Genomic DNA, 24,871 nt, shown 5'->3' on the forward strand with positions numbered 1-24,871 from the left:
CATGACGGCCGACGCGCCTCAAATCATCGTCCGGGTCGGCATCGAGGATTTCGATATCGGCACCGAGATCGACGCCTTGCAGGCGGGCGATCCGGCTGTCGGCGCGGTGGCGAGCTTCGTCGGCTATTGCCGCGACGAGGGCGGCCGGCTGGCCGCGCTGGAGCTGGAGCATTATCCCGGCATGGCCGAGGCGGAAATCGGCCGCGTGGCGGCCGAGGCGGCCGGCCGCTGGCCGCTCCTCGGCATCACCGTGGTCCACCGCGCCGGCCGCATCCGGCCGGGCGAGCGGATCGTGCTGGTGGCGGTGTCGTCGAGCCACCGCGCCGCCGCCTTCTCGGCCTGCGAATACCTGATGGACTTCCTGAAGACCCGCGCCCCCTTCTGGAAGAAGGAGCACCCGGCCGCCGGCGCCGGCGGCTGGGTGGAGGCGAAGGCCGACGACGCGGCGCGCGCCGACCGCTGGAAGGATCAGGCACCGACCTTGCCGAGCGCCGAGGGATCGCCGAACTTGCCCGACCTGTAGTCGGCAATGGCCTGTTGAATTTCCTCGTCCGTGTTCATCACGAAGGGGCCGCGCGCCACCACCGGCGCGCCGATCGGTTCGGCGTGGCCATAGAGCAGCAGGGCGTCGTCGATGGCGCCGACCACGAAAGTGTCGTCGTCGTTGGAGAGTTCGACGAGGTGCCACTTGTCGACGGTGACGCCATCGACGTCGATCCGGCCGGCGACGACGTAGAGGAAGACGTTGCGCTCCCGTCCGACCTGCAAGGCCGTCTTGGCGCCAGCCTTCAGCTCCACCGTCGCCATGAAGACCTCGGTCAGCGGCTTGATCGGGCCGGTCTCGCCGCCGAATTCGCCGGCGATCAGGTTGAGCGTGCCGTTGCCGGCGGCGATCGACAGGGCGGGAATGTCGGCCTTCTGCAGGCCGGTATAGGCCGGCGCGGTCATCTTCAGCGGCGGCGGCAGGTTCAGCCACAGCTGCAGGATCTCCAGCGGTCCGCCGTCGCGCTTGAAGGCGTCCGGCGACAGCTCGGCGTGGACGAGGCCGGAACCGGCGGTCATCCACTGCACGCCGCCCGCCTCGATGACGCTTTCGTGGCCGCCGCTGTCATGATGGGCAAGACTGCCGGAGAGGATGAAGGTCACCGTCTCGAAGCCGCGATGCGGGTGCGGGCCGAAGGGCAGGCCGTGGTTGTCGGGCGGATAGACCTGCGGGCCGTGGTGGTTGAGGAACAGGAACGGGTCGACCTGCTCCACATCCGGCCCCGGCAGCGGCCGGCGGGTGACGAGGTCGGCGATGTCGTCGCGCTGGGCGGGGTGGACGGCGAGGACGGTGCGCATGACGGGATCCTCCGGATAATTACGCGGTTCCGCCTAATATAGCCCGCCTCGCCGCCACGACAACCGGCGGAACAGATCTCAGCCGACCACCTGCACGTCGTTACCGCCGAGGGCAAGGAGGGCGGTGCTGAAGCTACCGTGCCGGAGGTCCTCGGTATCGTGGGCATGAGCGGCGCCGACGACGATGCGGCGGGCACCGACGGCGGTCGCCAGCTCCGCCACCTTGCGCGCCGCCGCGCCGGCGGTGGCGTCGATGATCCGGCCGTCCGCCGCGATGCCGGCCGCCCTGAGCCGCGCCACGGCGGCGGCGACGATGGCCTCGGCGGTGGCGCCGTCCTCGAGATCGGCCTCCTCTTCGTCGACCACCTCGGCCATGCGGACATGGGCGACCAGCGCGGCGCCGTCCAGGTTGCGCGCGGCGCCGATGGCGCGGTCGATCACCGCCGCGTCGCTGGCGCTGCCGTCGACGGCGACCAGCAGCGGGAAGACGGGGCTGGTGGCGGCTGCAACCGGCCGTTCGAGATGGCGGCGGCGCAGGTAGAAGGTGAGCGGCGCGGCGAGGGCGGCCAGCGCCGCCAGGCCGAAGGCGGCCTCGACGCCGAGGAATTCGGCGATCTTCGGCACGGCATAGGGGGCGATGACGCCGGCGAACCAGCGCAGGAAGTTGTAGCCGGCCGAGGCGACCGGCCGCGGCGCGTCGGAGATCTCCAGCGCCAGCTCGGTGAACAGCGTGTTGCAGATGCCCATCACGGCGCCCGACAGCATGACGCAGGCGGCGACGACGCCCTTGGGCGCCAGGCCCATGACGACGAGCAGCACGGCCATCAGCGTCAGGCAGACGGTGACGACCGGGATCAGCCCGAAGCGCGCCTCGACGCGCGGCGCCACGAACACCGAGAAGATGGCGAGCAGCACGCCCCAGCCGAAGAAGATGCCGCCGACCTGCATCGCCGACATGTCGAGCACGAAGGGGGCGAAGGCCAGCACGGTGAAGAAGGCGAAATAGTAGAAGAAGGCGCCGATCGCCACGGTGAAGAGGCCGGGGTGGCCGAGCGCGCGGATGGGGGCGGAAAGGCCGGTCTTGACGGCCGGACGTGGCAGGGCCGGCAGGAACAGGGCGATGGCGAGCAGGCCGACGCCCATCAGCGTCGCCGTGCCGAAGAACGGCCAGCGCCAGGAGAACGAGCCGAGCAGGGCGCCGAGCAGCGGGCCGCCGGAGAGCCCCAAGCCCATCGCCGCCTCATAGAGCAGCACGGCGCGGCCGGTGCCGCCGCGCGTCACCGCCACCAGCACCGACAGGGCGGTGACGACGAAGAAAGCGTTGCCGAGACCCCAGCCGCCGCGGAACAGCACCAGTTCGGTGACGGAAGTGGAGCGGCCAGCCAGGGCGGCGAAGACGACGATCAGCGCGGCGCCGACCATCATGGTGGCACGGCTGCCGAGGCGGCTCGACACATAGCCGGTGACCAGCATCATCACCGAGGTGACGAAGAAATAGCTGGTGAACAGCAGCGACACCTCGGCCGGGCCGGCGTCGAGCCCCTTGGCGATCGACGTCAGGATGGGATCGACGAGGCCGATCGACATGAAGCCGACGGTGCAGGCGAAAATGGTCGCCCATACGGCCTTCGGCTGATCGAAGAAGCCTGGGGCCGGCGCGGAGGGCGCGTTAGTGTGGGACATGCAATGCTCCTGCGGCCGTCGTCCAAATCCGGATGTGCGGCCATCTGGTGTATGGTACACAAATATCGGTGTACGATACACCTATATAGAGGGAAAATGTCATGGCTGATCTGCCGGAGGATGCGATCTCGCGCCTCGAACCCGAGCTGGCGTTCCTGGTCCGGCGGCTGGAGATGAACTATCGCAAGCGCGGCTATCCCATGGAGCGCGCCCACTATCTGCTGCTCGGCCAGCTCGAAGCGGGGGAAATGAGCACCGGCGAGATCGCCGACCAGTTGGGTCTCGACCATTCGACGGTGGTGCGGCAGGTGGCGGCCGTCGAGGACCTCGGCTTTGCCGGGCGCCGGCCCAATCCGCGGGATCGGCGGTCGGTGCTGGTGGGGTTGACGGCGGCCGGCGCGGCATCGGTGGCCGCCATGCGGGAAGCGCGGCAGACGCGGCTCGGCCGCATCCTCGCCGACTGGAGCGAGGACGAGCGCGAGGGGCTGGCCACGCTGCTCGGGCGGTTCAACATGGCGCTGCTGGAGGCCGACCGGGCCGAGAATATCGTCGGCTGAGGCCGGAGCCGGTCAGCGGGCCGGCCAGCGGTCGAGAACGGCGGCGATGCGCCGTTCGAAACGCTCTACGCGTTGCCTTGGCGGATTCTCGGCCGAGTGCAGCGACAGCATGGTGAAGCGGGCGCCGCGGGCGCAGGCGCCGAAAATGGCGAGGCGGAGAATGCGCCGCACCGGCTGCCACAGCACCAGCGTGTCGATCCACCAGGGCGAGCCGAGGGTGGTCACCGCCAGCGCGTGGCGGAGCTTGAGGCGCGGCTTGATCGGCCCGAAGTCGGCGGCGTGATCGAAGGCGATGCCCGGCGCCCAGACGCGGTCGAACCAGCCCTTCAGGACGGCCGGAAAACCGTACCACCAAGTGGGAAACACCAGCACCAGCGCCTCGGCGTCAGCGAGCCGCGCCGCCTCGCCGGCGACCGCCGAGGCGTCGAAGGCGGCGGCATAGTAGCTCCGGCGCTCGGCCTCGGTGAGGGCCGGGGCAAAACCCGAGCCGTAGAGGTCCTCGATCGTCACCTCGTGGCCGGCCGCCTCCAGCCGGTCGGCGGCAAGACGGGCCAGCGACCGGCAGAGGCTGTCCGGCAGCGGATGGGCGACGACGACGAGGCATTTCATGGGGCGGGACTCGGGGGGGCATGGGCGTCGGCCGCGAACTTGGCACGTGCCGCCTGTGGCGGCTACCCGATTTCGCGCGGCGTCCGTGAAGCCAGCCGATGTTGTGATCGAAAGCCGATTCAGAGAGCTGGAACGATCGTTCCCTGGTGGAACAGCATTTGCCAACGGCCGTCGATCAGCGTCCAGATCGAGCTGCGAAGCGTGGTTCTTTCCACTGTTCCGTCGGCGCGGTGGCGGCTGCTTCGGTAGGTGACGAGAACGGCGTCCGGAGCAATGGGATGAACGGCGAAGTCATGCACCTCCGGAACAAGTGCGGCCTCCGACGGCGACTCGCTCGCCAGCGCCTCGATGATCGACGTCCGGTCGTAGACCCTGCCCGAACTGCCGAATTCGATGAACCCTTCGGCCAGGAGCGCGCCCACGGCATCCGGAGAGCGGCGAATCTCCGGGCGGTGCAGCTTCTGTTCGAGCGCGCGGAACAGCTCCGTGTCGGCGTCGGCCGCTGTCATGTTCATCCTTTCGCCGTCGTGCCTAATCCGGGCAACGGGCTACACGCCTACCGCCCCCGTCTCCCCCGCTTCCCCGCCACGGTCCCGGCCGCCGTGCTGGGGCTCGGGCGCTTGGGCGGTTCGCTGCCCATCGGCACCTCGGTGCGGCCGACGGTCATCTCGTCGAGCGAGTTCTTGCGGACGCGGGAGGGCGGCGTGTTGGCGGAGCGGCCATATTTCCGCCCGCCCGCGAAGCCGCCGCCGGCCGCGTCGACATCGCTCTGGCGGGCCATCGGGTCCTCGGCGATGGTCAGCTCGGCGGCCTGAAGGCGCTTCAGCTCGTCGCGCAGGCGAGCCGCCTCCTCGAACTCCAGATCGGCGGCCGCCTTGCGCATCCGCTGTTCCAGGTCGGCCATATAGGCCTTGAGGTTGTGGCCGATCATCTCGCCTTCCTCGGCGAGGCCGGTGTCGACGCGTACGTGGTCCTGTTCGTAGACCGAGTTCAGCACGTCGCCGATCGACCGCTTGACGCTCTCCGGCGTGATGCCGTTCTCAGTGTTGTAGGCCACCTGCTTGTCGCGGCGGCGATTGGTCTCGGCCATCGCCCGTTCCATCGAGCCGGTGACCTGGTCGGCGTAGAGGATGACCTTGCCATCGACGTTGCGGGCGGCGCGGCCGATGGTCTGGACCAGCGACGTTTCCGAACGGAGAAAACCCTCCTTGTCGGCGTCGAGAATGGCGACCAGCGCGCATTCGGGAATGTCGAGACCTTCGCGCAGCAGGTTGATGCCGACCAGCACGTCGAAGGCGCCGAGGCGCAGGTCGCGCAGGATCTCGATGCGCTCCAGCGTCTCGATGTCGGAGTGCATGTAGCGCACCTTCACGCCCTGCTCGTGCAGGTATTCAGTGAGGTCCTCGGCCATGCGCTTGGTGAGCACGGTGACCAGCGTGCGGTAGCCGGCCGCCGTCACCTGCCGCACCTCGCCGAGGAGGTCGTCGACCTGGGTGCGGGCCGGCCGGATCTCCACCGGCGGGTCGATCAGGCCGGTCGGACGGATCACCTGCTCGGCGAACACGCCGCCCGACTGATCAAGCTCCCAGCCGCCGGGTGTGGCCGACACGCAGACGGTCTGCGGCCGCATGGCGTCCCATTCCTCGAAGCGTAAGGGGCGGTTGTCCATGCAGGACGGCAGGCGGAAGCCGTATTCGGCCAGCGTCGCCTTGCGGCGGAAGTCGCCGCGATACATGGCGCCGATCTGCGGCACGGTGACGTGGCTTTCGTCGATGAACACCAGCGCGTTGTCGGGCAGGTATTCGAACAGCGTCGGCGGCGGCTCGCCGGGGGCGCGGCCGGTCAGGTAGCGCGAATAGTTCTCGATGCCGGCGCAGGCGCCGGTCGCCTCCATCATCTCCATGTCGAAGGTGCAGCGCTGTTCGAGCCGCTGCGCTTCCAGCAGGCGGCCGTGGGCGTTCAGTTCCTCCAGGCGGGCACGCAGCTCGGCCTTGATCGACTTGATGGCCTGGGCCAGCGTCGGCTTGGGCGTCACGTAGTGCGAGTTGGCGTAGATCTTGACGAACTTCATGTCCGCCGACTTGTGGCCGGTCAGCGGGTCGAACTCGGTGATCGCCTCCACCTCGTCGCCGAACAGCGAGATGCGCCAGGCGCGGTCTTCCAAGTGGGCTGGAAATACCTCGATGGTGTCGCCGCGTACCCGGAAGGTGCCGCGGGCGAAGCCGACGTCGGCGCGCTTGTATTGCAGGGCGACGAGATCGGCGAGCAACTGCCGCTGATCGATGCGGTCGCCGACCTCCAGGCCGAAGGTCATCGCCGTGTAGGTCTCGACCGAGCCGATGCCGTAGATGCAGGACACCGAGGCGACGATGATCACGTCGTCGCGTTCGAGCAGGGCGCGCGTCGCCGAGTGGCGCATGCGGTCGATCTGCTCGTTGATGGTCGATTCCTTCTCGATGTAGGTGTCGGTGCGCGGGACGTAGGCTTCCGGCTGGTAGTAGTCGTAATAGGAGACGAAATACTCGACGGCGTTGTCGGGGAAGAAGCTCTTGAACTCGGAATAGAGCTGGGCGGCCAGCGTCTTGTTGGGGGCGAGGATCAGCGCCGGCCGGTTGGTGGCGGCGATGATGTTGGCCACCGTGAAGGTCTTGCCCGAACCGGTGACGCCCAGCAGCACCTGCGTCTTGTCCTGCTGCTCGATGCCAGAGAGCAGGTCGGCGATGGCGGTCGGCTGGTCGCCCTTCGGCTCGTAGGCCGAGGACAGCCGGAAGGGAATGCCGCCCTCCGATTTCGGCGGCCGTTCCGGCCGGTGCGGCATCCAGGGCTGGCCGTCGCGGAAGATGTCGCGGCCCTTCTGGATCAGCTCTTCCAGCGCCTTCACGGTGGCGGTAACGCCGCCCTGCGGCAACGCCTCGGCCTCCTCCAGCGACAGCGCCATGCCGGATACCGGGTTGAGACCGCCGGCAGCGCGCGTCTTGGGATCGGTGGAGCCGCCGAGCGAACCGCCGCGCGACGATTTTCGAGTTGTCAACTCGGCCTTGGCCTTGCGCTTGCCCGGCTTGACGATCTTTTCCTCGACGATCTGCGGCGCCGGCCGCTCGACCGCTTCCTCGGTCACGTCCTTCAGCCAGTCCGAGAAAGAGCCTTCGAGCGGCACCGCCTCGAATGGCGCCTGCGGCCGCTCGGCGAAGCCGGGGGCCGGATCGGTGTCGGGGTCGGGCTTGCGCGGTGCCATGGCGAACTCATCGGTGTCGTGAACGAAAGGAGAGCTTATCACATCGACGATGGTCAGAGCATGGCAGCAGGGCGACAGGGGCAAGAGAGGTGGTGCAATGGAGAGGTTGTCGTTTCCCAGGCGATCGGAGTGTGATTTATGACAGGAGGGCGGTTGGTCGGCGAGTTCGTGAAATATGCGATGAAAGCGCCTCGGCCACAGGAGATTCGGCGGTGAAGAAGCTTGTTATCGACCAGGGCAGCGGACGCCTTGGCAATCAGATGATGCAACTGATGACCGCCAAGATTATGGCGCGGGCGCTTCCGGATTTTGAAGTCTTCGGCTACGACATGCCAGACTGGCGATTATCCCGACCCCTGACGCAGGGGCATCCATACTGTCCTCTGGTCCTCAGGGGCGTTCTCGCGCCTTTTGAGCTGGCTCTTCGCTTCAGTCGTCTCCGTCTGGTCAATGCGATTCTCTTGCGGGCTATTCGTGTCGATTACCGTTGGTTCTTACCGCGCGAGGAGGCAAAGGCACTTTTTCAACCCCTCCCGGAAGACGATGCCCCAGGGTTTGACGAAACGCATATTGTGATCAATATCCGAGGGCAGGAGATTTTGTTTGGAAAATCTGGAGATTACGGGCCAATTTCTATTGAATATTATAAACATATTTTGCGTGAAACGGGATTGAAGCCTGTTTTCATGGGGCAGATATTCGATGATTATTATGGCAACATGATCCGTTCGGCCTTTCCGGATGCTGTTTACGTGCAACATACGTCAGCCATCAAAGACTTCCAGATCATCAGGAATTCCAAGAACATCGTTGTAAGTCTCAGCACCTTTTCCTGGCTCGCGGCGTGGCTGTCCGAGGCTCAACGTATTTACATGCCGCTGATCGGCGGCTGGAATCCGGAACAGCGGCCGGATAGCAACTTAACTCCGGCTGATGATCGCCGCTTCCTTTATGACCTATTCCCGGTCCGCATCTGGAAGGCCACACCCGAGCAGATCGCCTCACTCAACCACGACCGCGCGTTCCGCCGGGTGACGGCCGCCGAGGTTGAAGACATACGCAGCCGGTCTGGGCGAAAGCTGCTGCCGAAGCGGATACGAAAGAGCGTGCAGCTATTTTTCTACCTGGTGCTGCATCTTGCCTGTCGACGGATTGGCTAATGCCATTCCCGTCCGGCGCCAAGCAATTGCAGCTTTTCCTCAGGCTTAGTCGTTGCGGCAGACGCCGTTGACCCATTTGCAGGGGGCGCCGGGCTTGCCGACGGCACTGCCGTATTTCGGCTTGGGACCGGCCGTCGTCGATGGCGAGGCGGCCGAGGCCGACTGGCCGGTTGTCGGGGCCGGTGGCGTCGCGGCGGCCGGCGGAACCGGCGTCGGCTGGGTGATGGCCGGCGGCGCGTTCGCCGTGGCCGGTGGCATCGAGGGCTGACCGGCGACGGGCGCCTCCGGCCTCGCGCGGTAGACGGTGATGCCCGGCGGCGCCGGCATCACCGTCACCGGCGGCCGGTAGACATAGGCCGGCGGCGGCGCGATGTAGGCGCCGTCGGGATAGGCTTCCTCGTCGTCCCAGCCGGAATCGCCATAGACCGGCGTCTCGTAGACGGGGGGCCGATAAACGGGCGGCGGATTGGCATAGACGCGCGGCTCGCGGTAGATCGGCGGCGGTTGCAGCACCGGCGGCCGCAAGATCGGACGTTCGGGATACCAGGCGCCGGCCGCTCCGAGATAGCGCGACGACAACCAGCCGCGGGCGTCGCCGTAGCCGACGTCGCACCAGCTGTTGTCGCCGAGGCAGCCGTAGACCTCCACCGGCGCGCCGGGCGGCACCGTCATGATGGTATAATACTGGGCGCCCGGGCCGGTACGGAGATTGACGGCGGCCAGCACTTCGGCCGGCGCGGCCAGCGCGCCGGTCGTGGAGGGGATCAAGCCGGCCAGGCAGAACGGCACGGCCAGATGTCGCATCCTCATCACGGTTTTCCCTTGATCATCGCCCCATGACGGAAGGCGAATCGGCTCACCGCCGGAGCGGTGAGCCAGGTTCTCATGAGCGGGCGGGGATGCAAGTCCCCGGCCGGGTCACTGCGAGCAGTTGGCGTTGGGGTTCCTCGGATCGCAGGGCGGTTGTCCCTGCATGTTCGGAGGCCGGCGCTCAAAACTCGGCGGAGTGCGGTCGCGGTTGTCCTGGCGCCCCATACCCATTGACATGCCGCCGCGGTTGTCCGGGCGTTCCATGCGAGGCGGATTGCGATCACGATCGTCCTGGCGGTCTACGCGCGGCGGATTGCGATCGTCTCTCCGGTCTCCGTCGCGCCAGTCGGGCTGGGGACGCCGATCGGGGCCAGGACGCCAGTCAGGCTCGGGGCGCGGACGATCCCTGTCGCGATTCCAGTCCGGGCCCGGCCGGCCGGGGCCGCGGTCCCAACCCGGACGCGGACGGTCCGGGCCGCGGTCCCAGTCAGGACGCGGACGGTCCGGGCCACGGTCCCAATCCGGACCCGGCCGGCCGGGGCGCGGACGGTACTGATACCACGGCCGCTTGGCGTAATGGTTGTCCCAGTAGCCGAAGTTGAAGCTGAGGAAGGGCACCGACACATAGGGCCGCGGCCGGTAGGCCTGACCGCTGTAGAAGGTGGAGAGATAGCGCGACGACACCCAGCCGCGTTCGCGGCCATAGGAGACGTCACACCAGGTATAGCCCTGCAGGCAGCCGTAAAGCTCGACCGGCGCGCCGGCCGGCAATACCAGGATTGGATAGTAGTTGGTTCCCGGACCGGTCCGAAGGTTGACGTTGGCGGTGACCTGGGCGGGCGCGGCGGACGCCACCGCCGGTGCGGCCACGGTCGCGACGGCGAGCGCGGCAATCGACAACAAGGGTTTCAACATTGGCTATCCTCCTGTGCCGGTCCGGTTGGCCGGGCATCCTATGTTCGAACTTATTGCATTGTTCCGTTGAGCGGCGGCTGAACCCGTCGTTCATAGGCCGTTCATCTGCGACTCAACGCCCGACACCGAGCTTGGGTTGCAGATGCGGCCGCGTTGCGGCAACGGCGAATTTCCTTGCCGTCGGGCGCGCCGATGCTCTAGCTCTCGCCCATGAACTACCGCCACGCCTTCCATGCTGGAAATTTCGCCGACGTGCTGAAGCACGCGCTGCTCGCCCGCGTCCTCGCCTATCTCGGCCTGAAGGACGCCGGCTACCGCGTCATCGACACGCACGCCGGCATCGGCCTCTACGACCTCGCCGCCGACGAGGCGCTCCGCACCGGCGAATGGCGCGGCGGCGTCGGCCGCATCCGGGCGGCGCGCCTGTCGCCGGCGCTCGCCGACTGGCTGGCGCCGTGGCAGGCGGCGCTCCGCGCCGTCAACGGCGGCGACGATCTCCTACTCTATCCCGGCTCGCCGGCCATCGCCACGGCGCTCGGCCGTCTCCAGGATCGCTTCCACTTCAACGAGTTGCATCCGCAGGACGCGGCAACGCTGGCGGCGCTCTACGCCGGCGACCGGCGGGTGCGCGTCGGCTCGGAGGATGGCTATGTCACCGTCCGCGCCCAGCTGCCGCCGCGCGAGCGGCGCGGCCTCGTGGTGATCGATCCGCCTTTCGAGGAGGCCGGCGAATTCGACCGCCTCGCTCGTGCCGTGCTGGACGCCCGCAAGCGCTTCGCCACCGGTTGCCTGCTGATCTGGTATCCGATCAAGGATGTCGCCGCCGTCGACGCCTTCCTGGCCGAGGCGGCCGGCGCGGGCTATCCGCGCCTCGTCGCCATCGAGCAATGGGTGCGCGCGCCGGGCGGCGAGGGGCCGCTCGCCGGCGCCGGCGTGCTGATCGCCAACCCGCCCTTCAGGCTGGCCGACGAGACCGAGGCGATCCTGCCCGAGCTGACCGGCCTCCTCGCCGAGGATGCCGGCGCCGGCGGCCGCGTCCTCCGCCTCGCCGAGGACGGCTGACCCGCCCGGATCCGCCCGCTTGACCAGCCTGCGGCGCTGGCTCACTGTCGCCGTCGATGCTGATTCCTGGGGAGAGCGATCCATGCGCCTTGCCGCTGCCGCGCTTGCGCTTTGCTGTTCGACCGTGATGGCCGCCGCCGGCCAATTGCCGGCCTGCGACGATGCCTCGGTGCTGTCCACCCTGACGAGCCGCCAGGCCTGGGCCGAGGCCAACACCTGGAGGGACGGCATCACCATCGCCGCCGTCGACCGCATCGGCGAGCGGCGGCTGGTCACCGATGGCTTCAGCTCGATCGACCGCCGCCATTGCGCGGCCCGCGCCGCGCTCACCGGCGCGCTGCCGACGAGGCTCTACTACGTGGTGTCGGCGAACGAGGGCTTTGCCGGTTCCGGCTGGAACGTCGAGTTCTGCCTGTCCGGTCACGATCCCTATCGCGTCTACGGCGCCGACTGCCAGGTCCTGAAGTGACGGGTCGATTCATCCGCCTGCTGTTGCTGCTCGTGGCGGTCTGGCCGGCCGCCGCCTGGTCGGCGCCGTTCGATTTCTACGTCCTGTCGCTCACCTGGTCGCCGAGCTACTGCGAGGCGGAGGGCGGATCGCGCGGCGACGCGCAATGCGAGAACGGCCGCCGCTTCGGCTTCCTGGTGCATGGCCTCTGGCCGCAACACGAGCGCGGCTTTCCCGAGGATTGCCCCACCGATGTCGCGCCGCGCGAGGCCGACGTGCGGGCGCTCGCCGACCTGATGCCGGCGCGCGGCCTCGTCCGCCACGAATGGCGGCGGCACGGCGCCTGCTCGGGCCTGTCGCCGGCCGACTATCTCAAGACGATCCGGGCGGCGCGCGAGGCGGTCCGCATTCCCGCCGCCTTCCAGCGGCTCGACAAGTATGTCATGGTTTCTCCCGCCGGGGTGGAAGCGGCCTTCCTTGCCGCCAATCCCGGCCTCCGGCCGAGCGGCATCGCCGTTACTTGCGACGGGCGCCGCCTCCGGGAGGTGCGCATCTGCCTGACGCGCGGCCTCGACTTCCGCGCCTGCGAGGAGGTCGACAGACGAGGCTGCCGCGCCGACCGGGTGGTGCTGCCGCCATTGAGATAAGACGATCGGGGGAGACATGTCGCGGCGGTTGGTGTTGGGTTTGGCGCTTGTGGCGATCGCCTTCTGCATAGTGGCGGATGCCTCGGCGCAGGTCGCCAAGCGCTTCGGCGGTTTCTCCGTGGTCTGCGACGACAGTCTGCACTGCGCGGCCACGGTGCAGGCAGTCAACCCCGACAAGGCCAGCGTCTTCGTGCTGTCGCGGGCGCCGGAGAGCCGGGCGCGCTGGGCGGCGTCGATCTCGACGCTCGGCGTGCTGGCCGACCGCGACCGCCCCGTGGCGCTCTCTGTCGACAACGGCGTCGACATCACGCTGCGGCCGGTGTCGGACTACGCGCCCTTCGTCAACCCGTCCGACTATTACATCGTGTCGCCGACGGCGCTCGACCGGCTGATGCTGCAGGTGCAGCGCGGCCACATGCTGCGTTTCTCCTTCATCGACATCGCCGGCGCGCCGCATTCCGACCGCTTCCCGCTCGACGGCCTGGCGCCGGCCCTCAACGAGATCGACCGCCAGCAGGGCCGCATTCCCGGCGACCGCCGGGCCGGGCCGCCGGTCGGCCTGCCGGAGGCGCCGGACGTCGACGTTGCCGCCCATCTGGTGGCGGCCGGCGTGCCGCCGCGCCTGCTGGAACTGCACCTCGCCTCCGCCGCCTGCGAGACGCCCGACGCCGCCGATATCGCCGACACGAAGCCGCTGATCGGCGCGCTGTCCGAGACGGCGACGCTCTACGCTCTTCCCTGCTTCCGCAGTGCCGAAGGTATCGCTTCCCGCCTCTACCTGATCGAAAGCGGCGAGATCGGCGGCATGACGCCGCTCCTCTTCGCCGGATTCTCCGACCGGCTGGGCTGGTATGGCGTCGATGTGCTGTTCGACGTTGCCTACGATCCCCAGAGCCGCCGGCTGGAGGGCAGGGGCGCCGACGATCACGGCTGTCCGTTCCGGGGGCGCTGGACCTTCGCCGACACCGCCTTCCGCCTCGACGCGCTGTCGGCCGGCACGGCCTGCGGCGCCGGCGCGACCGACTGGAAGGACGTCTATCCGCCGCGCTGAGCCATCGGACCGAAAGGCAGCTCCGCTTTTCGGAAGACTCCGATGCGCAGACATAAAGACCAGAGCGGCGGTCCGGACAGGTCCGGGCGTTGGCCGTGCCGAGCCACCGGAAGGACCGCCATGGCCGAGATGATCCTGCGCACCTCGCTGACTTCGCCCTTCGGGCGCAAGCCGCGCCTCGCCGCCGCCGTGCTTGGCCTCAGCGAGCGGATCGAGGTGGTGCCGGCCGACTTCTTCGACGAAGCCGACAGCCTCAGAACGCAGAATCCGCTCGGCAAGATCCCGACCTTGCTGCTCGCCGACGGCACGGCGCTCTATGACAGCCGCGTCATCCTCGAATACTTCGACCATCTGGCCGGCGGCGGCCGCCTCATTCCGGCCGGGCCGGCGGCGCGATTCGCGGCGCTGAAGCTGCAGGCGATCGGCGACGGCATCCTCGATGCCAGCGTGCTCAGGCGTCTGGAGACGCTGTTCCGCGAGGCGCCGCAGCGCTCGGAGCGCTGGCTCGCCTATCAGGCCGGCAAGATGGGTCGCGCCCTCGATCTCCTCGACGCTGCGCCGCCGTCGGAAAGCGATATCCTGGTCGGGGAGATCGCCGTCGCCTGCGGCCTCGGCTTCATCGACTTCCGCCTCGGCGACGACTGGCGGGCCGGCCGGCCGCGCCTCGCCGGCTGGTTCGAGCGTTTCGCCGGCCGCTGCCCCGGCTTCGACGCTACCGCGCCGCGCTGACGATCAATGCGAAAAGGCCCCGGAAGCAGCGCTTCCGGGGCCTTTGTCAGCCTGACCCTTGTGAAGGATCAGAACTTGTAGCCGATGCCGACGCGGACGGCATTGCCGCTGAGGTCGCCCTGGCCGCCGGCCGCACCATAGTCGCGGTCGTTGGTGCCGGTGTAGAGATACTCGGCGCGGGCCGTGACGTTGGTCGTCAGAGCCGCCTCAAGGCCGGCGCCGACCTGATAGCCGACGTGGGTGCGGGTGGTGGAGGTGCCGTTGTTCTTCATCTCGCCCTGGCCGACCAGGCCGCCGACCGTGCCGTAGACCAGGAGGTTGTCGAAGGCATAGCCGGCGCGGCCGCGCACGGCGCCCGTCCAGGTGGCCAGCGGGTCGGCGCCGCCATAGGCGACCTCGCCCTCGCCGCCGACGACGAAGTTGTTCGGCATCTGATAGTTGTAGCCGGCGAACACGCCGCCCACCACCGCGTCATGACCCTTGCCAGCCGACTCGGCCTGGTTGGCCCAGCTGTAGCCGACGTTGGCGCCGACATAGGCGCCAGTCCAGTCGAAGGCGCTGGAGGTGACCGGCGGAGCGTAGGGAGCCTGGGGGATCGGCTCGTTGAGGTCGGCGGCGAAAACCGGGGCCGACAGGAGAAGGGCTGTACCGGCGACGGCGCCAAGAAGCAGCTTGCTCATTCTTCACTCCTTACATCCGGTGCGGGGGCGCCTTCGCGCGCCTTCGCACATCCATCATCAAGGCCGTAAGCAATTGCTGTCCGGCTGTTCGATGGGCAGAAGATGATGTCCAAATGAGGCGACGTCCATGCGAGAATTTGACGAAATCTTGGCAAGGAGACGGCGACCTCTGGATGATGTATTGATGCAACAGTATGGTTATTGATCTGAAACGCCGGGGCAATCGAAATTTAATACAAATGAATATTATCACGATTCCGCGATTTCCGATCACGTTCGATTAACCATAAATGAGGGCGCCGCCGCGTCGTCAGCGCCGCGCGGATGCCCCTGCCGAATCGGAGAGGGCGATGGACCGACCGCCGGTTGCCACGGCTTTCCTGCCCGGCCGATTTGTGGCAGACCGGGAGGACGGACCGCCGCGCCCCACGCCGGGGCGGCCGGGCCGGACGGGGAGATCGTCATGCCGCTTTCGGATATCGGTTCGCTCGTGCTCGTCGGAGCCGGCAAGATGGGCGGGGCCATGCTGCACGGCTGGCTCAGGAAGGGAATGAGCCCCAGGGCGGTGGCGATCGTCGATCCGCATATCGGCTCCGAGGCCTTCTCGATGCTGATCGAGTATTCCATCGCCCATCACAAGGACGCCGCCGACATCACCGAGCCGGCCGACGTGGTGGTGCTGGCCGTCAAGCCGCAACAGATGGGCGAGGCGCTGCCGGCGCTGAGGCGCGTGGTGGGACCGGCGACGCTGGTGGTGTCGATCGCCGCCGGCACGACGCTGGCCACTCTCTCGGCGGCGCTCGGCGACGGACCGATCATCCGCGTCATGCCCAACACGCCGGCCCAGGTGGGGCAGGGCATGTCGGTGGCGGTCGGCAACGCCGCCGTCACTCCGACGCAACGGCGCCTGGTGACCGGCCTGCTCGACGCGGTCGGCAAGTCGGCCTGGATCGATGACGAGGCGCTGATCGACGCGGTCACCGGCCTGTCGGGCAGCGGGCCGGCCTATGTCTTCCTGATGGTCGAGGCAATGGCCGCCGCCGGTGAGAAGGCCGGCCTTCCCCGCGACCTCGCCATGCTCCTGGCCCGCCAGACCGTCGTCGGCGCCGGCGCGCTGATGGGCGGCGTGCCGACCGACGCCGCGACGCTCCGGAAGAACGTCACCTCGCCGGGCGGCACCACCGCTGCCGCACTGGCCGTACTGATGGGCGAGACCGGCTGGCAGGGGCTGATCGACGAAGCGGTCGCCGCCGCCGTCCGCCGCTCGCGCGAACTGGCGGGCTGAGCCATGACCGACCTGATCGGCTACGACGACTTCCTGAAGGTCGACATACGCGTCGGCCGCATCGTGGCGGCCGAGATATTCAAGGAAGCGCGGCGGCCCGCCTACAAGCTCATCATCGACTTCGGACCGGAGATCGGCGAACGGCGTTCGTCGGCGCAGATCACCGAGAACTACACGGTGGAGGAACTGGTCGGCCGGCTGGTGCTCGGCGTTGTCAACTTCCCGCCCAAGCAGATCGGGCCGATGCGTTCGGAGGTGCTGACGCTCGGCGTGCCCGACGCCGCCGGCCATGTCGTGCTGGTGGCGCCCGACAGGGACGCGGTGGTCGGCGGCCGTCTCTATTAGGTTGGGTCAGCGCGCCTCGTTCATTTCCTCGACCTGGGCGTAGAGCCATTCGACGAAGCGCGTCACCTCCGGCTTCGGCCGGAGGCGGTCGCGGCGGACAAGATAAAAGTTGTCGGCGCCGGCGGCGACGACGCGGAACGGCGCCACCAGGCGGCCGAGCGTCAGGTCGTCGTCGATCATCGACAGATCGGCGATGGCAAAGCCCCGCCCCGCCTCGGCGGCGCGCAGGGCGGTGTCCATGGTGTCGAAGATCTCGCCGTGCTCGACGTCGAGCGCGTTGTCGCCGAAGGCGCGGGCCACCCAGCGCTTCCAGTCGCCGAAGCCGGCCGAATGCAGGATCTGCCCGCGGCGCAACTGATCGATCGGCTCGAGATGGGCGATGGTCTGGTAATAGGCCGGCGAGCAGACCGGCGTCAGCCGCTCCATCAGGAAGGGCACCAGTTCCTCCGGCTGCCACAGGCGCGATTCGTAGAGGATGCCGACGTCGTTCTCGACGTCGCTTGGCTCCATGTTCTCCCACAGCACCGACACGCGCACCGTGAGATCGGGGTTGGCCGTCTCGAAGCTGCGGAGGCGCGGCAGCAGCCAGCGGGCGCCGAAGGTCGGCGGCGTGCGGACGCGGATGACGCCCGGCCGGGCGCGGATCTGCTCGACCCCGCGGCGAATCGCCTCGAAGGCGGTGCCGAGCGACAGCGCCAGCTGCTCGCCCTCCGGCGACAGGCGGACGCCGCGGTGGACGCGGCGGAACAGCTCGACGCGCAGGTCGTCCTCCAGGGCGCGGATCTGCCGGCTGACGGCGCTCTCGGTGACGTTCAGCTCCTCGGCGGCGCGGTTGAGCGCGCCGAGGCGGGCGACGCTCTCGAAGGCCTTGAGGGCGTTGAGGCTGGGCAGGCGGTGGACGGCCACGATCGGCTCCTCTATCCCGTTCCCGGTTGATTTTCACGCACGGACAACCATCGCCGCGCCGCGCGACAAGGCCGCCTCGACCAAGGTATCAGTGGGCATCCTCCTCCCACAAAACCCGTAGGCCGGCTGCCGCCAAAGGCCTGTTTTGTCGGAATTATGACGCTCGTCTACGCACTACCCCGCAAGGCGGCGGGCCGTTGAAGCGGTCGCGGCCCGCCCTTGGCAAGGATTTGTTTACAGTTGAGTTTTTGGAACGTCAAGCGGACGAAAAAGGCGTTTGAAGGGGCGGGCGGCGGCGGCCATATAGACCTCAGATGAAGACCCACGGAGTTCTATCATGATCTTCTCGATGCCTCTCCGTCAGTGGTTCGGCACGACCTTCAATCCGGGCCAGATCTACCGGCAGTGGCGCAAACGCCGCGTGCTGCGCCAGGATCTGCAGCGGCTGGTCGAGGATCCCTATCTGCTCGACGATATCGGCTTCTGCCGCGAGACGGCCGAGCGGGAGATCGACCGCGCCGTCTGGGAGCCGGTGGCCAACCTGCGCATGCCGCCGCCGCAGAAGCGCGCCGCCTGACGAAACCGCAAGCGATTGGCTTGACGACGCCCCGGTGCCGACCGCGCCGGGGCGTTTTGCATGACGACTTCACCAGAGACCGGGGACCAGCCTCCATCGCACCCGGCGGGCATAGGCGTCGTAGCCGGCAAGTTCGGCCCGCAGCAGCCGATCCTCCCAGGCGGTCCGCAGGACGAGCAGCCCCGAGGCCAGCGCGGCTGGCGCCAGAGCCCACACCGAGCCGAGCGCCAGCGCCATGCCGAAGAACAGCACGACGGCGGCGACATAGCCGGGGTGACGGACGAACCGGTAGGGACCGCTGTCGATCACCCGCTGCCGCCGCTCGGACTGGATGCGGACGCCCGGCTCGAAGAATGGGTTGACCGCCTGCGCCCAGGCGGTTGTCGCTATGCCGAGGAGCACGCCGGCATAGCCCAAGAGCACCGCCCAGAGCGGCACGGGCAACCAATGGAACCGCCCGGCATCGAGCGCCGCCACCGGCAGGATCGCCGCCATGGCCGGCAGGATGACCGAGAGCAGCGCCTTGTCCCAGCTCCTGGTGCCGGCCTGAAACCGGCTCCGTGCGCGATAGATGATCGGGTTGACTCGGGCCAGCACCAGGGCCGAGACGCTGAAGCCGGCGCTCAGCACGGCGATGAATATCCAGCCGGGCCACCAGGCGATGGTGCCGGCCGGCAGGAAGATCAACAGAAGCAGCGCCAGCGGCAGGCCGGCCGCATAGGCAATGGCGGCGCCTCGCGACATGGCGTCGGGCTCACGCGGCGGTTCGGTGTTCTCCATGTCGCGTATCCCTTGTCCGGCCGAAGGCGATTGCTCGGCCTTAGCACGACTTGCCCTCCGTTCGGGCCGCTCCGTCAGGCCGGCAGGCGCACCGTCGCCCTGAGGCCGCCGCGCGGGCTCGGATCGAGCGCGATGTCGCCGCCGTGGCTGCGGGCGACGTCGCGGGCGATGGCGAGGCCGAGGCCGGTGCCGGGGACGTCCTGGTTGCGCGCCGCGTCGAGCCGGTAGAAGGGCCGGAACACCGCCTCCAGCTCGTCGTCGGGAATGCCGGGTCCGTCGTCCTCGACGATCACCGACAGCCAGCCCTCGCGCCGCTCGGCCGTCACCCACACTGCGGAGCGGCCGTAGCGGACGGCGTTGCCGACGAGGTTGGCGATCAGCCGCCGGAAGGCGGTGGGGCGCAGCGTCACGCCGCTATTGCCGGTGAAGGCGAAATGGGCCGTCCGGCCGGCCGGGCCGGCCGCCTGGCGCAGGCAGTCGGCGAGCACCGCCTCGACGTCGAGCGGCTGCGGCGCCTCATCGGCATCGCCGCGGGCGAAATCGACGTAGGCTTCCAGCATGGCTTCCATTTCGGCGACGTCGGCGCCAAGCGCCGCCGTCTCCTCGCTCTCGGGCAACAGCGCGAGGCCGAGGCGGAAGCGGGTGAGGATGGTCTTCAGGTCGTGGCCGACGCCGGCCAGCATGGTGGTGCGCTGTTCGATCTGCCGCTCGATGCGCCGCCGCATGCCGATGAAGGCGTGCGCTGCCTGCCGCACCTCGCGGGCACCGGTGGGCGCGAAGCCCTCCACCGGCCGGCCGCGGCCGAAGGCCTCGGCGGCGGCGGCCAGCCGTTCGATCGGCTTGATCTGGTTGCGCAGGAAGATCAGCGACACCGTCACCAGGAACAGGGCGGTGGCGGCCATCCACACCAGGAAGAAGTGCCAGTTGGCGGCATAGGCGAGGCTGCGGGGGAAGTCCGCCCTGAGGATGCCGGCATGAACCACGATGCGCACCTCGACGCGGTCGCCGCCGTCGATGTCGCGGATGGAGAAGGGCATGCGCGTCCGCTTGACGATGCCGCTCGCCAGCATCTGGTGGACGATGTCGCCGGACAGCCGGCGCGTGCGGCCGACCTCGCTCGGCGGCAGGATCTCCGCCGTCAGGCCCATCGCCTGGCCGGCCGAGCGGACGATGTCGGTGCGCAGATCCTCGGGCAGCGCGGCGTCGGAGATGTTGGCAAGGCCGACGATGGAGCCGGCGACGGCATCCGACAGGCGCTGGGTGACCAGCATCCAGTGGCGATCCATGAACACGCCGGTCAGCACGCCGAGCAGGATCAGCATCGGCACCACGACGATCAGCAGCGAACGGCCGAGCAGACCCTTGGGCAGCGACTGATTGATGACGTAACCGACGCGCATCCAGGCCCGGCGCAACGGCCGCGGGCTGTAGCGGGCGATGAGATGCCTGAGGTGGCGGATCAGGCGGTCGATTCGGTCGAGGCCGGCGGCGAAGCGGCCGCGCGGCTCGAAGGGTTCGGGCGCATCGCTTGTCCGATCTCCGCTCATCGGCCGCTCACTCGAAGCGCAGGCGATAGCCGACGCCGCGCACCGTCTGGAGGAACAGGGGATTGCCGGGATCGTCCTCGATCTTGCGGCGCAGGCGGTTGATCTGCACGTCGATGGTGCGCTCGCCGACCTCGCCCGGCTCACCGGCAAGGGCCTCGCGCGACAGCGTGCCGTCCGGGCTGGCGGCGAACTGGGCGAGCAGCTGCCGCTCGCGGTCGGTGAGGCGCAGGGTCGTTTCGCCGTCGCACAGCTCCTCGCGCCTGGCGTCGAACACGAAGCGGCCGAAGCGGATTTCCTCGCGGGTGAGCGGCGCCTCCGGCAGCGGCCGGCGCTTGAGAAGGTTGTTGAGGCGCAAGAGCAGCTCGCGCGGCTCGAAGGGCTTGGTGAGATAGTCGTCGGCGCCGGCCTCGAGGCCGCGGATGCGGTCGGCGCCGTCGGACCTGGCCGTCAAGAGCAGGATGGGCACGTCCTGCGCCGCGCTGAGCGCCCGGGTGAGCGACAGGCCGTCCTCGCCCGGCATCATCACGTCGACGACGAGCACGTCGAACTCGATGGCCGAGATCTTGCGCCGCGCCTCGGCGGCGTCGGCGGCGGCGGTGACGCGATAGCCGTTGCCGCCGAGATACTTGGCGAGCAACTGGCGGATGCGGCTGTCGTCATCGACGACGAGGACGTGGCTGGCGCCGTCGGCGGGCGGCAGGGTGGACATCGTTCAGCCTTCCCGTTCGGCCGGCGCGCCGGGAGCGCGGGCGTCGATCATGTTGCCGAGAAAGTCGCGCACCAGGGCGCGGGCGCCCGACGGCAGCGTGGCGAGCGCCCGCTCGACGCGGGCATGCTGGCGGGCCGACAGGTCGTAGGCGAGGCGCTCTCCCTTCCCGGAGGCATAGAGCAGCCGCTCGCGCCGGTCGACCGGGCCGGGGCGCTGCTCGATGTAGCCGTCGTCGACGAGCTGCTTCAGCACGCGGCCGAGACTCTGCTTGGTGATCTGCAGGATGTCGAGGAGATCGGAGACGCGCAGGCCGGGATGGCGCGTCACGAAATAGACGACGCGGTGATGGGCGCGGCCGTAGCCGATCTCTTCCAGGATGTGGTCCGCTTCGCCGACGAAGTCCCGGTAGGCAAAGAACAAAAGCTCGATCAGTTCGAGGTCGAGCCCGTCGCCGCCGTTGCCGTCGGGCCGACTCACCGCGGAATCGGTGGATGGACTCGCGGCGTCGCGCTGGAAATTTATGGCAGCCATGTTGACATACTTCGATTCATTTGTTACTTGAACTCCCGTCACGACGAAACGATCGTTCGCACGACGCGGCCGCGACGGACCTCCGGCGCTGCCGGGACCATCGGTTCGCAAGCATAGCCGCTTGTCGACGCCGAGGCAAAACGCTTCGCCGGTGCATGCCGCGCCATTGCCCGAAGGTGACGGGCAGCAAAAGAGAAGAAGAGGTCTGGGAGTTCAAAATGGCCAATGTCCCGTTTGACAGCCGCGACGGTGTGATCTGGTACGACGGCAAGTTCGTCGACTGGAAGGACGCCAAGGTGCATGTTCTGACCCACGCGCTCCATTACGGCAGCGCCGTCTTCGAGGGCGAGCGCGCCTATGGCGGCGAGGTCTACAAGCTGAGGGAACACAGCCAGCGGCTGATCGACTCGGCCGAGATCCTCGGCTTCAAGCTGCCCTACAGCCTCGAGGAGATCGAGGCGGCGACCAGGGAAACGCTGGCCCGCTCCGGCCTTGTCGACGCCTACGTGCGGCCGGTCGCCTGGCGCGGCTCGGAAGCGATGGGCGTGTCGGCGCCCAACAACACCATCCACATGGCGATCGCCGTCTGGGAGTGGCCGAGCTACTTCAGCCCGGCCGAGAAGCTGAAGGGCATCCGCCTGACCTGGGCGCGCTACCGCCGGCCCGACCCGCTGACCATCCCCTGCAAGTCGAAGGCGGCCGGCCTCTACATGATCTGCACGCTGTCCAAGCATGCCGCCGAGGCCGAGGGCTACACCGACGCGCTGATGCTCGACTATCGCGGCTATGTGGCGGAATCGACCGGTGCCAACATCGTCTTCGTCCGCGACGGCGAACTCCACACGCCGGAGCCGGACTGCTTCCTCGACAGCATCACTCGCCAGTCGGTGGAGGCGATCGCCGCCCGTCACGGCATCAAGGTCAACCGCCGCCACATCCTGCCGGAGGAGCTTTCGACCTTCACCGAGGCTTTCCTGGTCGGCACCGCCGCCGAGGTGACGCCGATCTCCGAGATCGGCGATTACCGCTTCAAGCCCGGCGCGATCAGCGAATTGTTGATGCACGCCTATCTCGACGAAGTGCAGCCGAAGAAGGTCGCCGCCGCCGAATGACCAGCCGGTCCTTCTCGTCAATCATGACCCCGTCGCGCACCAGCGCGGCGGGGTTTGTGTTTTGGTAGACACCTCGATCGCGCGGTTTCGCTGGATTCCATCCCCGGATGCGGCGAACATGCCGCCGGGAGGAGGCCGCGCATGAGCCACCACGATTGCTGGGACGACGAAACCGCCAGGGACTACGACACGCCGGGTACCGGCATGTTCGCGCCGGAGGTGCTGGAGCCGGCGGTCGATCGGCTCGCCGCTCTGGCCGCTGGCGGCCGCGCGCTGGAATTCGCCATCGGAACCGGGCGGGTTGCCGTTCCGCTCAGCCGCAAGGGCGTTTCCGTCACGGGGATAGAGCTGTCGACGGCGATGGTCGCTCAGTTGCGCACCAAGGCCGACGAGGCGCGGATTCCGGTCGTCATCGGCGACATGGCGACGGCGCGGGCGCCCGGCCGCTTCGCGCTGGTCTATCTCGTCTACAACACCATATCCAACCTTCTGACGCAGGCGGAGCAGGTTGCCTGCTTCCGCAACGCGGCGCGACATCTGGACCCCGGCGGACGGTTCGTGATCGAGCTGTGGGTTCCCGAACTGCGTAAGCTGCCGCCCGGCCAGGATGCTGTCGTCTGGCAAACCGAGCCCGGATATGTCGGCCTGGACACCTACGACGTGCTGAATCAGCGCGTCGTATCGCATCACTTCCGCTTCGATGATGACGGACAGGCGGCCCTGACGCGCTCGTCCCATCGCTACGTCTGGCCGACCGAGCTGGACCTGATGGGCAGCTGGCCGGCTTCGAGCTTGAGGAGAGGTCGGCGGACTGGATCGGCACGCCGTTCACTGCCAAGTCGCGTTCACACGTGTCCGTCTATCGGCTGCCTCGCTGATCTCGGACCGTCAGGCATTCGAGCCGGCCGCCGTGGCCGGGAAAGGAGACTGGCGATGACCATCACCATCACCGCCTTCGAACGATCGCCCGATGGCGGCAAGGGGCTGGCGCGCGACACGCGCGTTCGCTGGGCGCTTGAGGAAGTGGGCCAGCCCTACGCGGTCCGTCTCGTGTCGTTCGCGGCGATGAAGGAGCCGGCGCATCTCGCGCTGCATCCTTTCGGGCAGATTCCGACTTATCAGGAGGGCGATCTCGCCCTGTTCGAGACCGGGGCGATCGTGCTGCACATCGCCGAGCGTCATGCGGGCCTGCTGCCGGACGACCCCAATGCCCGGGCGCGGGCGATCACCTGGATGTTCGCGGCGCTCAATACGGTGGAGCCGCCGATCTTCGACCTTGAAATCGTCAGGCTGCTGGAGAGCGGCAAGAGCTGGTTCGAGGCGCGGCTGCCGCTGGTCGAGGACCGCGTCCGCGACCGGCTGGTCCGGCTTTCCGCCCGCCTCGGCGATGCTGACTGGCTCGACGGCGCCTTCAGCGCCGGCGACCTGATGATGGTATCGGTGCTGCTCAGGCTGAAGTCGTCGGGCCTTCTGGACGGCTATCCCAACCTCACCGCCTATGTCGGCCGTGGCGAGGCGCGGCCCGCCTATCAGCGGGCTTTCGCGGCCCAGCTGGCGGTCTACACCGGCAAGCCGCCGGCCGGCTGATCGAGGCATGGGGGCTGCTAAGGCATATTACGTAGTGATTGTTTCGTGATATGCAGAAGCAGGGCGATGACGGCGGGCGCGATCGCCCGGTGCCGGCGCGTCCGGAGGGGAAAATCATGAAATCAGCATGGGTTGCCGCCGGCATCGGCGGGCTGCTTTTCGGCGTGCCGACGCTGGCCGCCGCCGGTGAAAAGGTCGACATGGCCGAACTCACCTGCCAGCAGTTCCTGGCCGACGAGGACGGCATCCTGCCGACTGTCGTCTGGATCGACGGCTATCTCAGCCACCAGAGCGGCAACACGGTGATCGACATGGACCAGCTCGTCGCCAACGTGAAGCAGATCGCCGACCAGTGCGCCGGCGAGCCCGACAAGAAGATCATGGAGCTGGTGCCGGAAGACGAATAAGCCGTCATCGGCAGGACATCGCGACCGCCCCCGGCCGCCGCCGGCGGGCGGTCATTTCATGGCGTCTGCCCCGAAGCCGGCGATCGTCCCGCCGGATCGACCGGCACAGCCGGCATCGCCCGGTCGGCCGTCGCAAGGCGCATGCGGGCCAGCTCTCC

27 protein-coding genes and 1 pseudogene are annotated in these 24,871 nt (G+C 68.4%); 15 read left to right on the top strand and 13 right to left on the bottom strand.

From position 1 onward, the window contains the following. The first annotated feature begins 1 nt into the window (after nt 1). Nucleotides 2-523, top strand: coding sequence for a molybdenum cofactor biosynthesis protein MoaE (locus tag H512_RS24465; RefSeq protein ID WP_053239963.1), 522 nt, complete (start codon nt 2-4; stop codon nt 521-523). Here the strand turns inward: H512_RS24465 and H512_RS0116275 are convergent. Next, nucleotides 469-1,341 carry a pirin family protein gene (locus H512_RS0116275; RefSeq protein WP_026784347.1) on the bottom strand — a complete coding sequence of 291 codons (873 nt, stop codon included), beginning with the start codon at nt 1,339-1,341 and terminating at the stop codon, nt 469-471. The genes H512_RS24465 and H512_RS0116275 overlap by 55 nt on opposite strands. A gap of 78 nt (nt 1,342-1,419) precedes the next feature. After that, a complete protein-coding gene (locus H512_RS24470) occupies nt 1,420-3,024 on the bottom strand; it encodes an MFS transporter (protein WP_053239964.1) in 1,605 nt (534 codons plus the stop codon). Between the two features lie 101 nt (nt 3,025-3,125). On the opposite strand from H512_RS24470, the gene H512_RS24475 reads away from it, so the two are divergent. Then, entirely contained in the window at nt 3,126-3,581 is a 456-nt protein-coding gene (locus tag H512_RS24475) for a MarR family winged helix-turn-helix transcriptional regulator (protein WP_036792197.1), read from the top strand. 12 nt (nt 3,582-3,593) lie between these two features. Here H512_RS24475 and H512_RS0116290 read toward each other — a convergent pair whose 3' ends face one another. From H512_RS0116290 to uvrB, 3 genes are all read right to left on the bottom strand, one after another. Continuing rightward, a complete protein-coding gene (locus H512_RS0116290; protein ID WP_026784348.1) occupies nt 3,594-4,190 on the bottom strand; it encodes an NAD(P)H-dependent oxidoreductase in 597 nt (198 codons plus the stop codon). Between the two features lie 119 nt (nt 4,191-4,309). Then, entirely contained in the window at nt 4,310-4,705 is a 396-nt protein-coding gene (locus H512_RS0116295) for a nuclear transport factor 2 family protein (protein ID WP_245585435.1), read from the bottom strand. 41 nt (nt 4,706-4,746) lie between these two features. After that, nucleotides 4,747-7,425 (bottom strand): excinuclease ABC subunit UvrB, encoded by a 2,679-nt coding sequence (uvrB, locus tag H512_RS24480; protein ID WP_053239965.1) that lies wholly within the window; start codon nt 7,423-7,425, stop codon nt 4,747-4,749. A gap of 212 nt (nt 7,426-7,637) precedes the next feature. Here uvrB and H512_RS25930 point away from each other — a divergent pair, with 212 nt between their 5' ends. Then, nucleotides 7,638-8,585 carry an O-fucosyltransferase family protein gene (locus H512_RS25930; RefSeq protein WP_026784350.1) on the top strand — a complete coding sequence of 316 codons (948 nt, stop codon included), beginning with the start codon at nt 7,638-7,640 and terminating at the stop codon, nt 8,583-8,585. Nucleotides 8,586-8,630: 45 nt separating this feature from the next. Here H512_RS25930 and H512_RS0116310 read toward each other — a convergent pair whose 3' ends face one another. Continuing rightward, nucleotides 8,631-9,395, bottom strand: a complete 765-nt coding sequence (locus tag H512_RS0116310; protein ID WP_026784351.1) for an SH3 domain-containing protein — start codon at nt 9,393-9,395, stop codon at nt 8,631-8,633. Nucleotides 9,396-9,503: 108 nt separating this feature from the next. Further along, complete coding sequence (locus H512_RS24490) at nt 9,504-10,310, bottom strand: SH3 domain-containing protein (RefSeq protein WP_053239966.1); 807 nt, start codon at nt 10,308-10,310, stop codon at nt 9,504-9,506. Nucleotides 10,311-10,520: 210 nt separating this feature from the next. Here H512_RS24490 and H512_RS0116320 point away from each other — a divergent pair, with 210 nt between their 5' ends. The 5 genes from H512_RS0116320 (at nt 10,521) to H512_RS0116340 (ending at nt 14,247) form a co-directional block, all read left to right on the top strand. Next, complete coding sequence (locus H512_RS0116320; protein ID WP_026784352.1) at nt 10,521-11,372, top strand: 23S rRNA (adenine(2030)-N(6))-methyltransferase RlmJ; 852 nt, start codon at nt 10,521-10,523, stop codon at nt 11,370-11,372. Nucleotides 11,373-11,454: 82 nt separating this feature from the next. Further along, nucleotides 11,455-11,841, top strand: a complete 387-nt coding sequence (locus H512_RS24495) for a hypothetical protein (RefSeq protein WP_053239967.1) — start codon at nt 11,455-11,457, stop codon at nt 11,839-11,841. Beyond that, nucleotides 11,838-12,467 (top strand): ribonuclease T2 family protein, encoded by a 630-nt coding sequence (locus H512_RS0116330; protein WP_026784353.1) that lies wholly within the window; start codon nt 11,838-11,840, stop codon nt 12,465-12,467. The genes H512_RS24495 and H512_RS0116330 overlap by 4 nt, the downstream gene beginning before the upstream one ends. 34 nt (nt 12,468-12,501) lie before the next feature. Continuing rightward, nucleotides 12,502-13,518: a DUF1176 domain-containing protein gene (locus H512_RS0116335; protein ID WP_169507169.1), complete on the top strand. Its 1,017-nt coding sequence runs from the start codon at nt 12,502-12,504 to the stop codon at nt 13,516-13,518. A gap of 120 nt (nt 13,519-13,638) precedes the next feature. Beyond that, nucleotides 13,639-14,247: a glutathione S-transferase family protein gene (locus H512_RS0116340; RefSeq protein WP_342663971.1), complete on the top strand. Its 609-nt coding sequence runs from the start codon at nt 13,639-13,641 to the stop codon at nt 14,245-14,247. A gap of 68 nt (nt 14,248-14,315) precedes the next feature. Here H512_RS0116340 and H512_RS0116345 read toward each other — a convergent pair whose 3' ends face one another. Beyond that, the gene (locus H512_RS0116345) at nt 14,316-14,927 is read right to left on the bottom strand and encodes an outer membrane protein (protein ID WP_026784356.1); all 612 of its coding nucleotides are present in this window, start codon (nt 14,925-14,927) and stop codon (nt 14,316-14,318) included. A 463-nt stretch (nt 14,928-15,390) separates the two neighbouring features. Between H512_RS0116345 and proC the strand changes: the two genes are divergently transcribed. Together proC and H512_RS0116355 are read left to right on the top strand one after the other, a co-directional pair. Further along, nucleotides 15,391-16,212, top strand: coding sequence for a pyrroline-5-carboxylate reductase (proC, locus tag H512_RS0116350; RefSeq protein WP_026784357.1), 822 nt, complete (start codon nt 15,391-15,393; stop codon nt 16,210-16,212). A gap of 3 nt (nt 16,213-16,215) precedes the next feature. After that, complete coding sequence (locus H512_RS0116355) at nt 16,216-16,557, top strand: tRNA-binding protein (protein WP_026784358.1); 342 nt, start codon at nt 16,216-16,218, stop codon at nt 16,555-16,557. A gap of 6 nt (nt 16,558-16,563) precedes the next feature. On the opposite strand, the gene H512_RS0116360 is transcribed toward H512_RS0116355, so the two are convergent. Continuing rightward, nucleotides 16,564-17,463 (bottom strand): LysR substrate-binding domain-containing protein, encoded by a 900-nt coding sequence (locus H512_RS0116360; protein WP_026784359.1) that lies wholly within the window; start codon nt 17,461-17,463, stop codon nt 16,564-16,566. A 337-nt stretch (nt 17,464-17,800) separates the two neighbouring features. On the opposite strand from H512_RS0116360, the gene H512_RS0116365 reads away from it, so the two are divergent. Beyond that, entirely contained in the window at nt 17,801-18,040 is a 240-nt protein-coding gene (locus H512_RS0116365; protein WP_026784360.1) for a hypothetical protein, read from the top strand. A gap of 69 nt (nt 18,041-18,109) precedes the next feature. Here H512_RS0116365 and H512_RS0116370 read toward each other — a convergent pair whose 3' ends face one another. The 4 genes from H512_RS0116370 to H512_RS24500 form a co-directional block, all read right to left on the bottom strand. Then, nucleotides 18,110-18,820 (bottom strand): methyltransferase family protein, encoded by a 711-nt coding sequence (locus H512_RS0116370; protein ID WP_210162714.1) that lies wholly within the window; start codon nt 18,818-18,820, stop codon nt 18,110-18,112. 74 nt (nt 18,821-18,894) lie between these two features. After that, entirely contained in the window at nt 18,895-20,367 is a 1,473-nt protein-coding gene (locus tag H512_RS0116375; protein WP_084798547.1) for an ATP-binding protein, read from the bottom strand. A gap of 7 nt (nt 20,368-20,374) precedes the next feature. Continuing rightward, a complete protein-coding gene (locus H512_RS0116380; RefSeq protein ID WP_026784363.1) occupies nt 20,375-21,076 on the bottom strand; it encodes a response regulator in 702 nt (233 codons plus the stop codon). A gap of 3 nt (nt 21,077-21,079) precedes the next feature. Then, nucleotides 21,080-21,607, bottom strand: coding sequence for a MarR family winged helix-turn-helix transcriptional regulator (locus H512_RS24500; protein ID WP_053239968.1), 528 nt, complete (start codon nt 21,605-21,607; stop codon nt 21,080-21,082). Nucleotides 21,608-21,825: 218 nt separating this feature from the next. Between H512_RS24500 and H512_RS0116390 the strand changes: the two genes are divergently transcribed. The 4 genes and pseudogenes from H512_RS0116390 to H512_RS0116400 all read left to right on the top strand — a co-directional run bounded on the left by H512_RS0116390 (nt 21,826) and on the right by H512_RS0116400 (nt 24,713). Next, nucleotides 21,826-22,719 carry a branched-chain amino acid aminotransferase gene (locus tag H512_RS0116390; RefSeq protein WP_026784364.1) on the top strand — a complete coding sequence of 298 codons (894 nt, stop codon included), beginning with the start codon at nt 21,826-21,828 and terminating at the stop codon, nt 22,717-22,719. A 204-nt stretch (nt 22,720-22,923) separates the two neighbouring features. Then, a pseudogene (locus H512_RS27655) lies at nt 22,924-23,235 on the top strand (class I SAM-dependent methyltransferase); the annotation flags it as partial. A gap of 417 nt (nt 23,236-23,652) precedes the next feature. Further along, nucleotides 23,653-24,306: a glutathione S-transferase family protein gene (locus H512_RS0116395; protein ID WP_026784365.1), complete on the top strand. Its 654-nt coding sequence runs from the start codon at nt 23,653-23,655 to the stop codon at nt 24,304-24,306. Nucleotides 24,307-24,422: 116 nt separating this feature from the next. After that, nucleotides 24,423-24,713 (top strand): HdeA/HdeB family chaperone, encoded by a 291-nt coding sequence (locus H512_RS0116400; protein WP_026784366.1) that lies wholly within the window; start codon nt 24,423-24,425, stop codon nt 24,711-24,713. Nucleotides 24,714-24,871: the final 158 nt, after the last annotated feature.

Origin of the sequence: Pleomorphomonas koreensis DSM 23070, assembly GCF_000425185.1 — a bacterium.
Taxonomy (GTDB): domain Bacteria; phylum Pseudomonadota; class Alphaproteobacteria; order Rhizobiales; family Pleomorphomonadaceae; genus Pleomorphomonas; species Pleomorphomonas koreensis.

Bases quoted from the DNA above. Each gene is read 5' to 3' on its own strand.
- H512_RS0116320 (WP_026784352.1), top strand. From the start codon at position 10,521: ATGAACTACCGCCACGCCTTCCATGCTGGAAATTTCGCCGACGTGCTG.
- H512_RS24475 (WP_036792197.1), top strand. From the start codon at position 3,126: ATGGCTGATCTGCCGGAGGATGCGATCTCGCGCCTCGAACCCGAGCTG.
- H512_RS0116375 (WP_084798547.1), bottom strand. From the start codon at position 20,367: ATGAGCGGAGATCGGACAAGCGATGCGCCCGAACCCTTCGAGCCGCGC.
- proC (WP_026784357.1), top strand. From the start codon at position 15,391: ATGCCGCTTTCGGATATCGGTTCGCTCGTGCTCGTCGGAGCCGGCAAG.
- H512_RS0116370 (WP_210162714.1), bottom strand. From the start codon at position 18,820: ATGGAGAACACCGAACCGCCGCGTGAGCCCGACGCCATGTCGCGAGGC.
- H512_RS24500 (WP_053239968.1), bottom strand. From the start codon at position 21,607: ATGGCTGCCATAAATTTCCAGCGCGACGCCGCGAGTCCATCCACCGAT.
- H512_RS24465 (WP_053239963.1), top strand. From the start codon at position 2: ATGACGGCCGACGCGCCTCAAATCATCGTCCGGGTCGGCATCGAGGAT.
- H512_RS24495 (WP_053239967.1), top strand. From the start codon at position 11,455: ATGCGCCTTGCCGCTGCCGCGCTTGCGCTTTGCTGTTCGACCGTGATG.
- H512_RS0116390 (WP_026784364.1), top strand. From the start codon at position 21,826: ATGGCCAATGTCCCGTTTGACAGCCGCGACGGTGTGATCTGGTACGAC.
- H512_RS0116380 (WP_026784363.1), bottom strand. From the start codon at position 21,076: ATGTCCACCCTGCCGCCCGCCGACGGCGCCAGCCACGTCCTCGTCGTC.
- H512_RS0116400 (WP_026784366.1), top strand. From the start codon at position 24,423: ATGAAATCAGCATGGGTTGCCGCCGGCATCGGCGGGCTGCTTTTCGGC.
- H512_RS0116290 (WP_026784348.1), bottom strand. From the start codon at position 4,190: ATGAAATGCCTCGTCGTCGTCGCCCATCCGCTGCCGGACAGCCTCTGC.
- H512_RS0116275 (WP_026784347.1), bottom strand. From the start codon at position 1,341: ATGCGCACCGTCCTCGCCGTCCACCCCGCCCAGCGCGACGACATCGCC.
- H512_RS0116295 (WP_245585435.1), bottom strand. From the start codon at position 4,705: ATGAACATGACAGCGGCCGACGCCGACACGGAGCTGTTCCGCGCGCTC.
- H512_RS24470 (WP_053239964.1), bottom strand. From the start codon at position 3,024: ATGTCCCACACTAACGCGCCCTCCGCGCCGGCCCCAGGCTTCTTCGAT.
- H512_RS0116395 (WP_026784365.1), top strand. From the start codon at position 23,653: ATGACCATCACCATCACCGCCTTCGAACGATCGCCCGATGGCGGCAAG.
- uvrB (WP_053239965.1), bottom strand. From the start codon at position 7,425: ATGGCACCGCGCAAGCCCGACCCCGACACCGATCCGGCCCCCGGCTTC.
- H512_RS24490 (WP_053239966.1), bottom strand. From the start codon at position 10,310: ATGTTGAAACCCTTGTTGTCGATTGCCGCGCTCGCCGTCGCGACCGTG.
- H512_RS0116355 (WP_026784358.1), top strand. From the start codon at position 16,216: ATGACCGACCTGATCGGCTACGACGACTTCCTGAAGGTCGACATACGC.
- H512_RS0116345 (WP_026784356.1), bottom strand. From the start codon at position 14,927: ATGAGCAAGCTGCTTCTTGGCGCCGTCGCCGGTACAGCCCTTCTCCTG.
- H512_RS0116365 (WP_026784360.1), top strand. From the start codon at position 17,801: ATGATCTTCTCGATGCCTCTCCGTCAGTGGTTCGGCACGACCTTCAAT.
- H512_RS0116310 (WP_026784351.1), bottom strand. From the start codon at position 9,395: ATGAGGATGCGACATCTGGCCGTGCCGTTCTGCCTGGCCGGCTTGATC.
- H512_RS0116340 (WP_342663971.1), top strand. From the start codon at position 13,639: ATGGCCGAGATGATCCTGCGCACCTCGCTGACTTCGCCCTTCGGGCGC.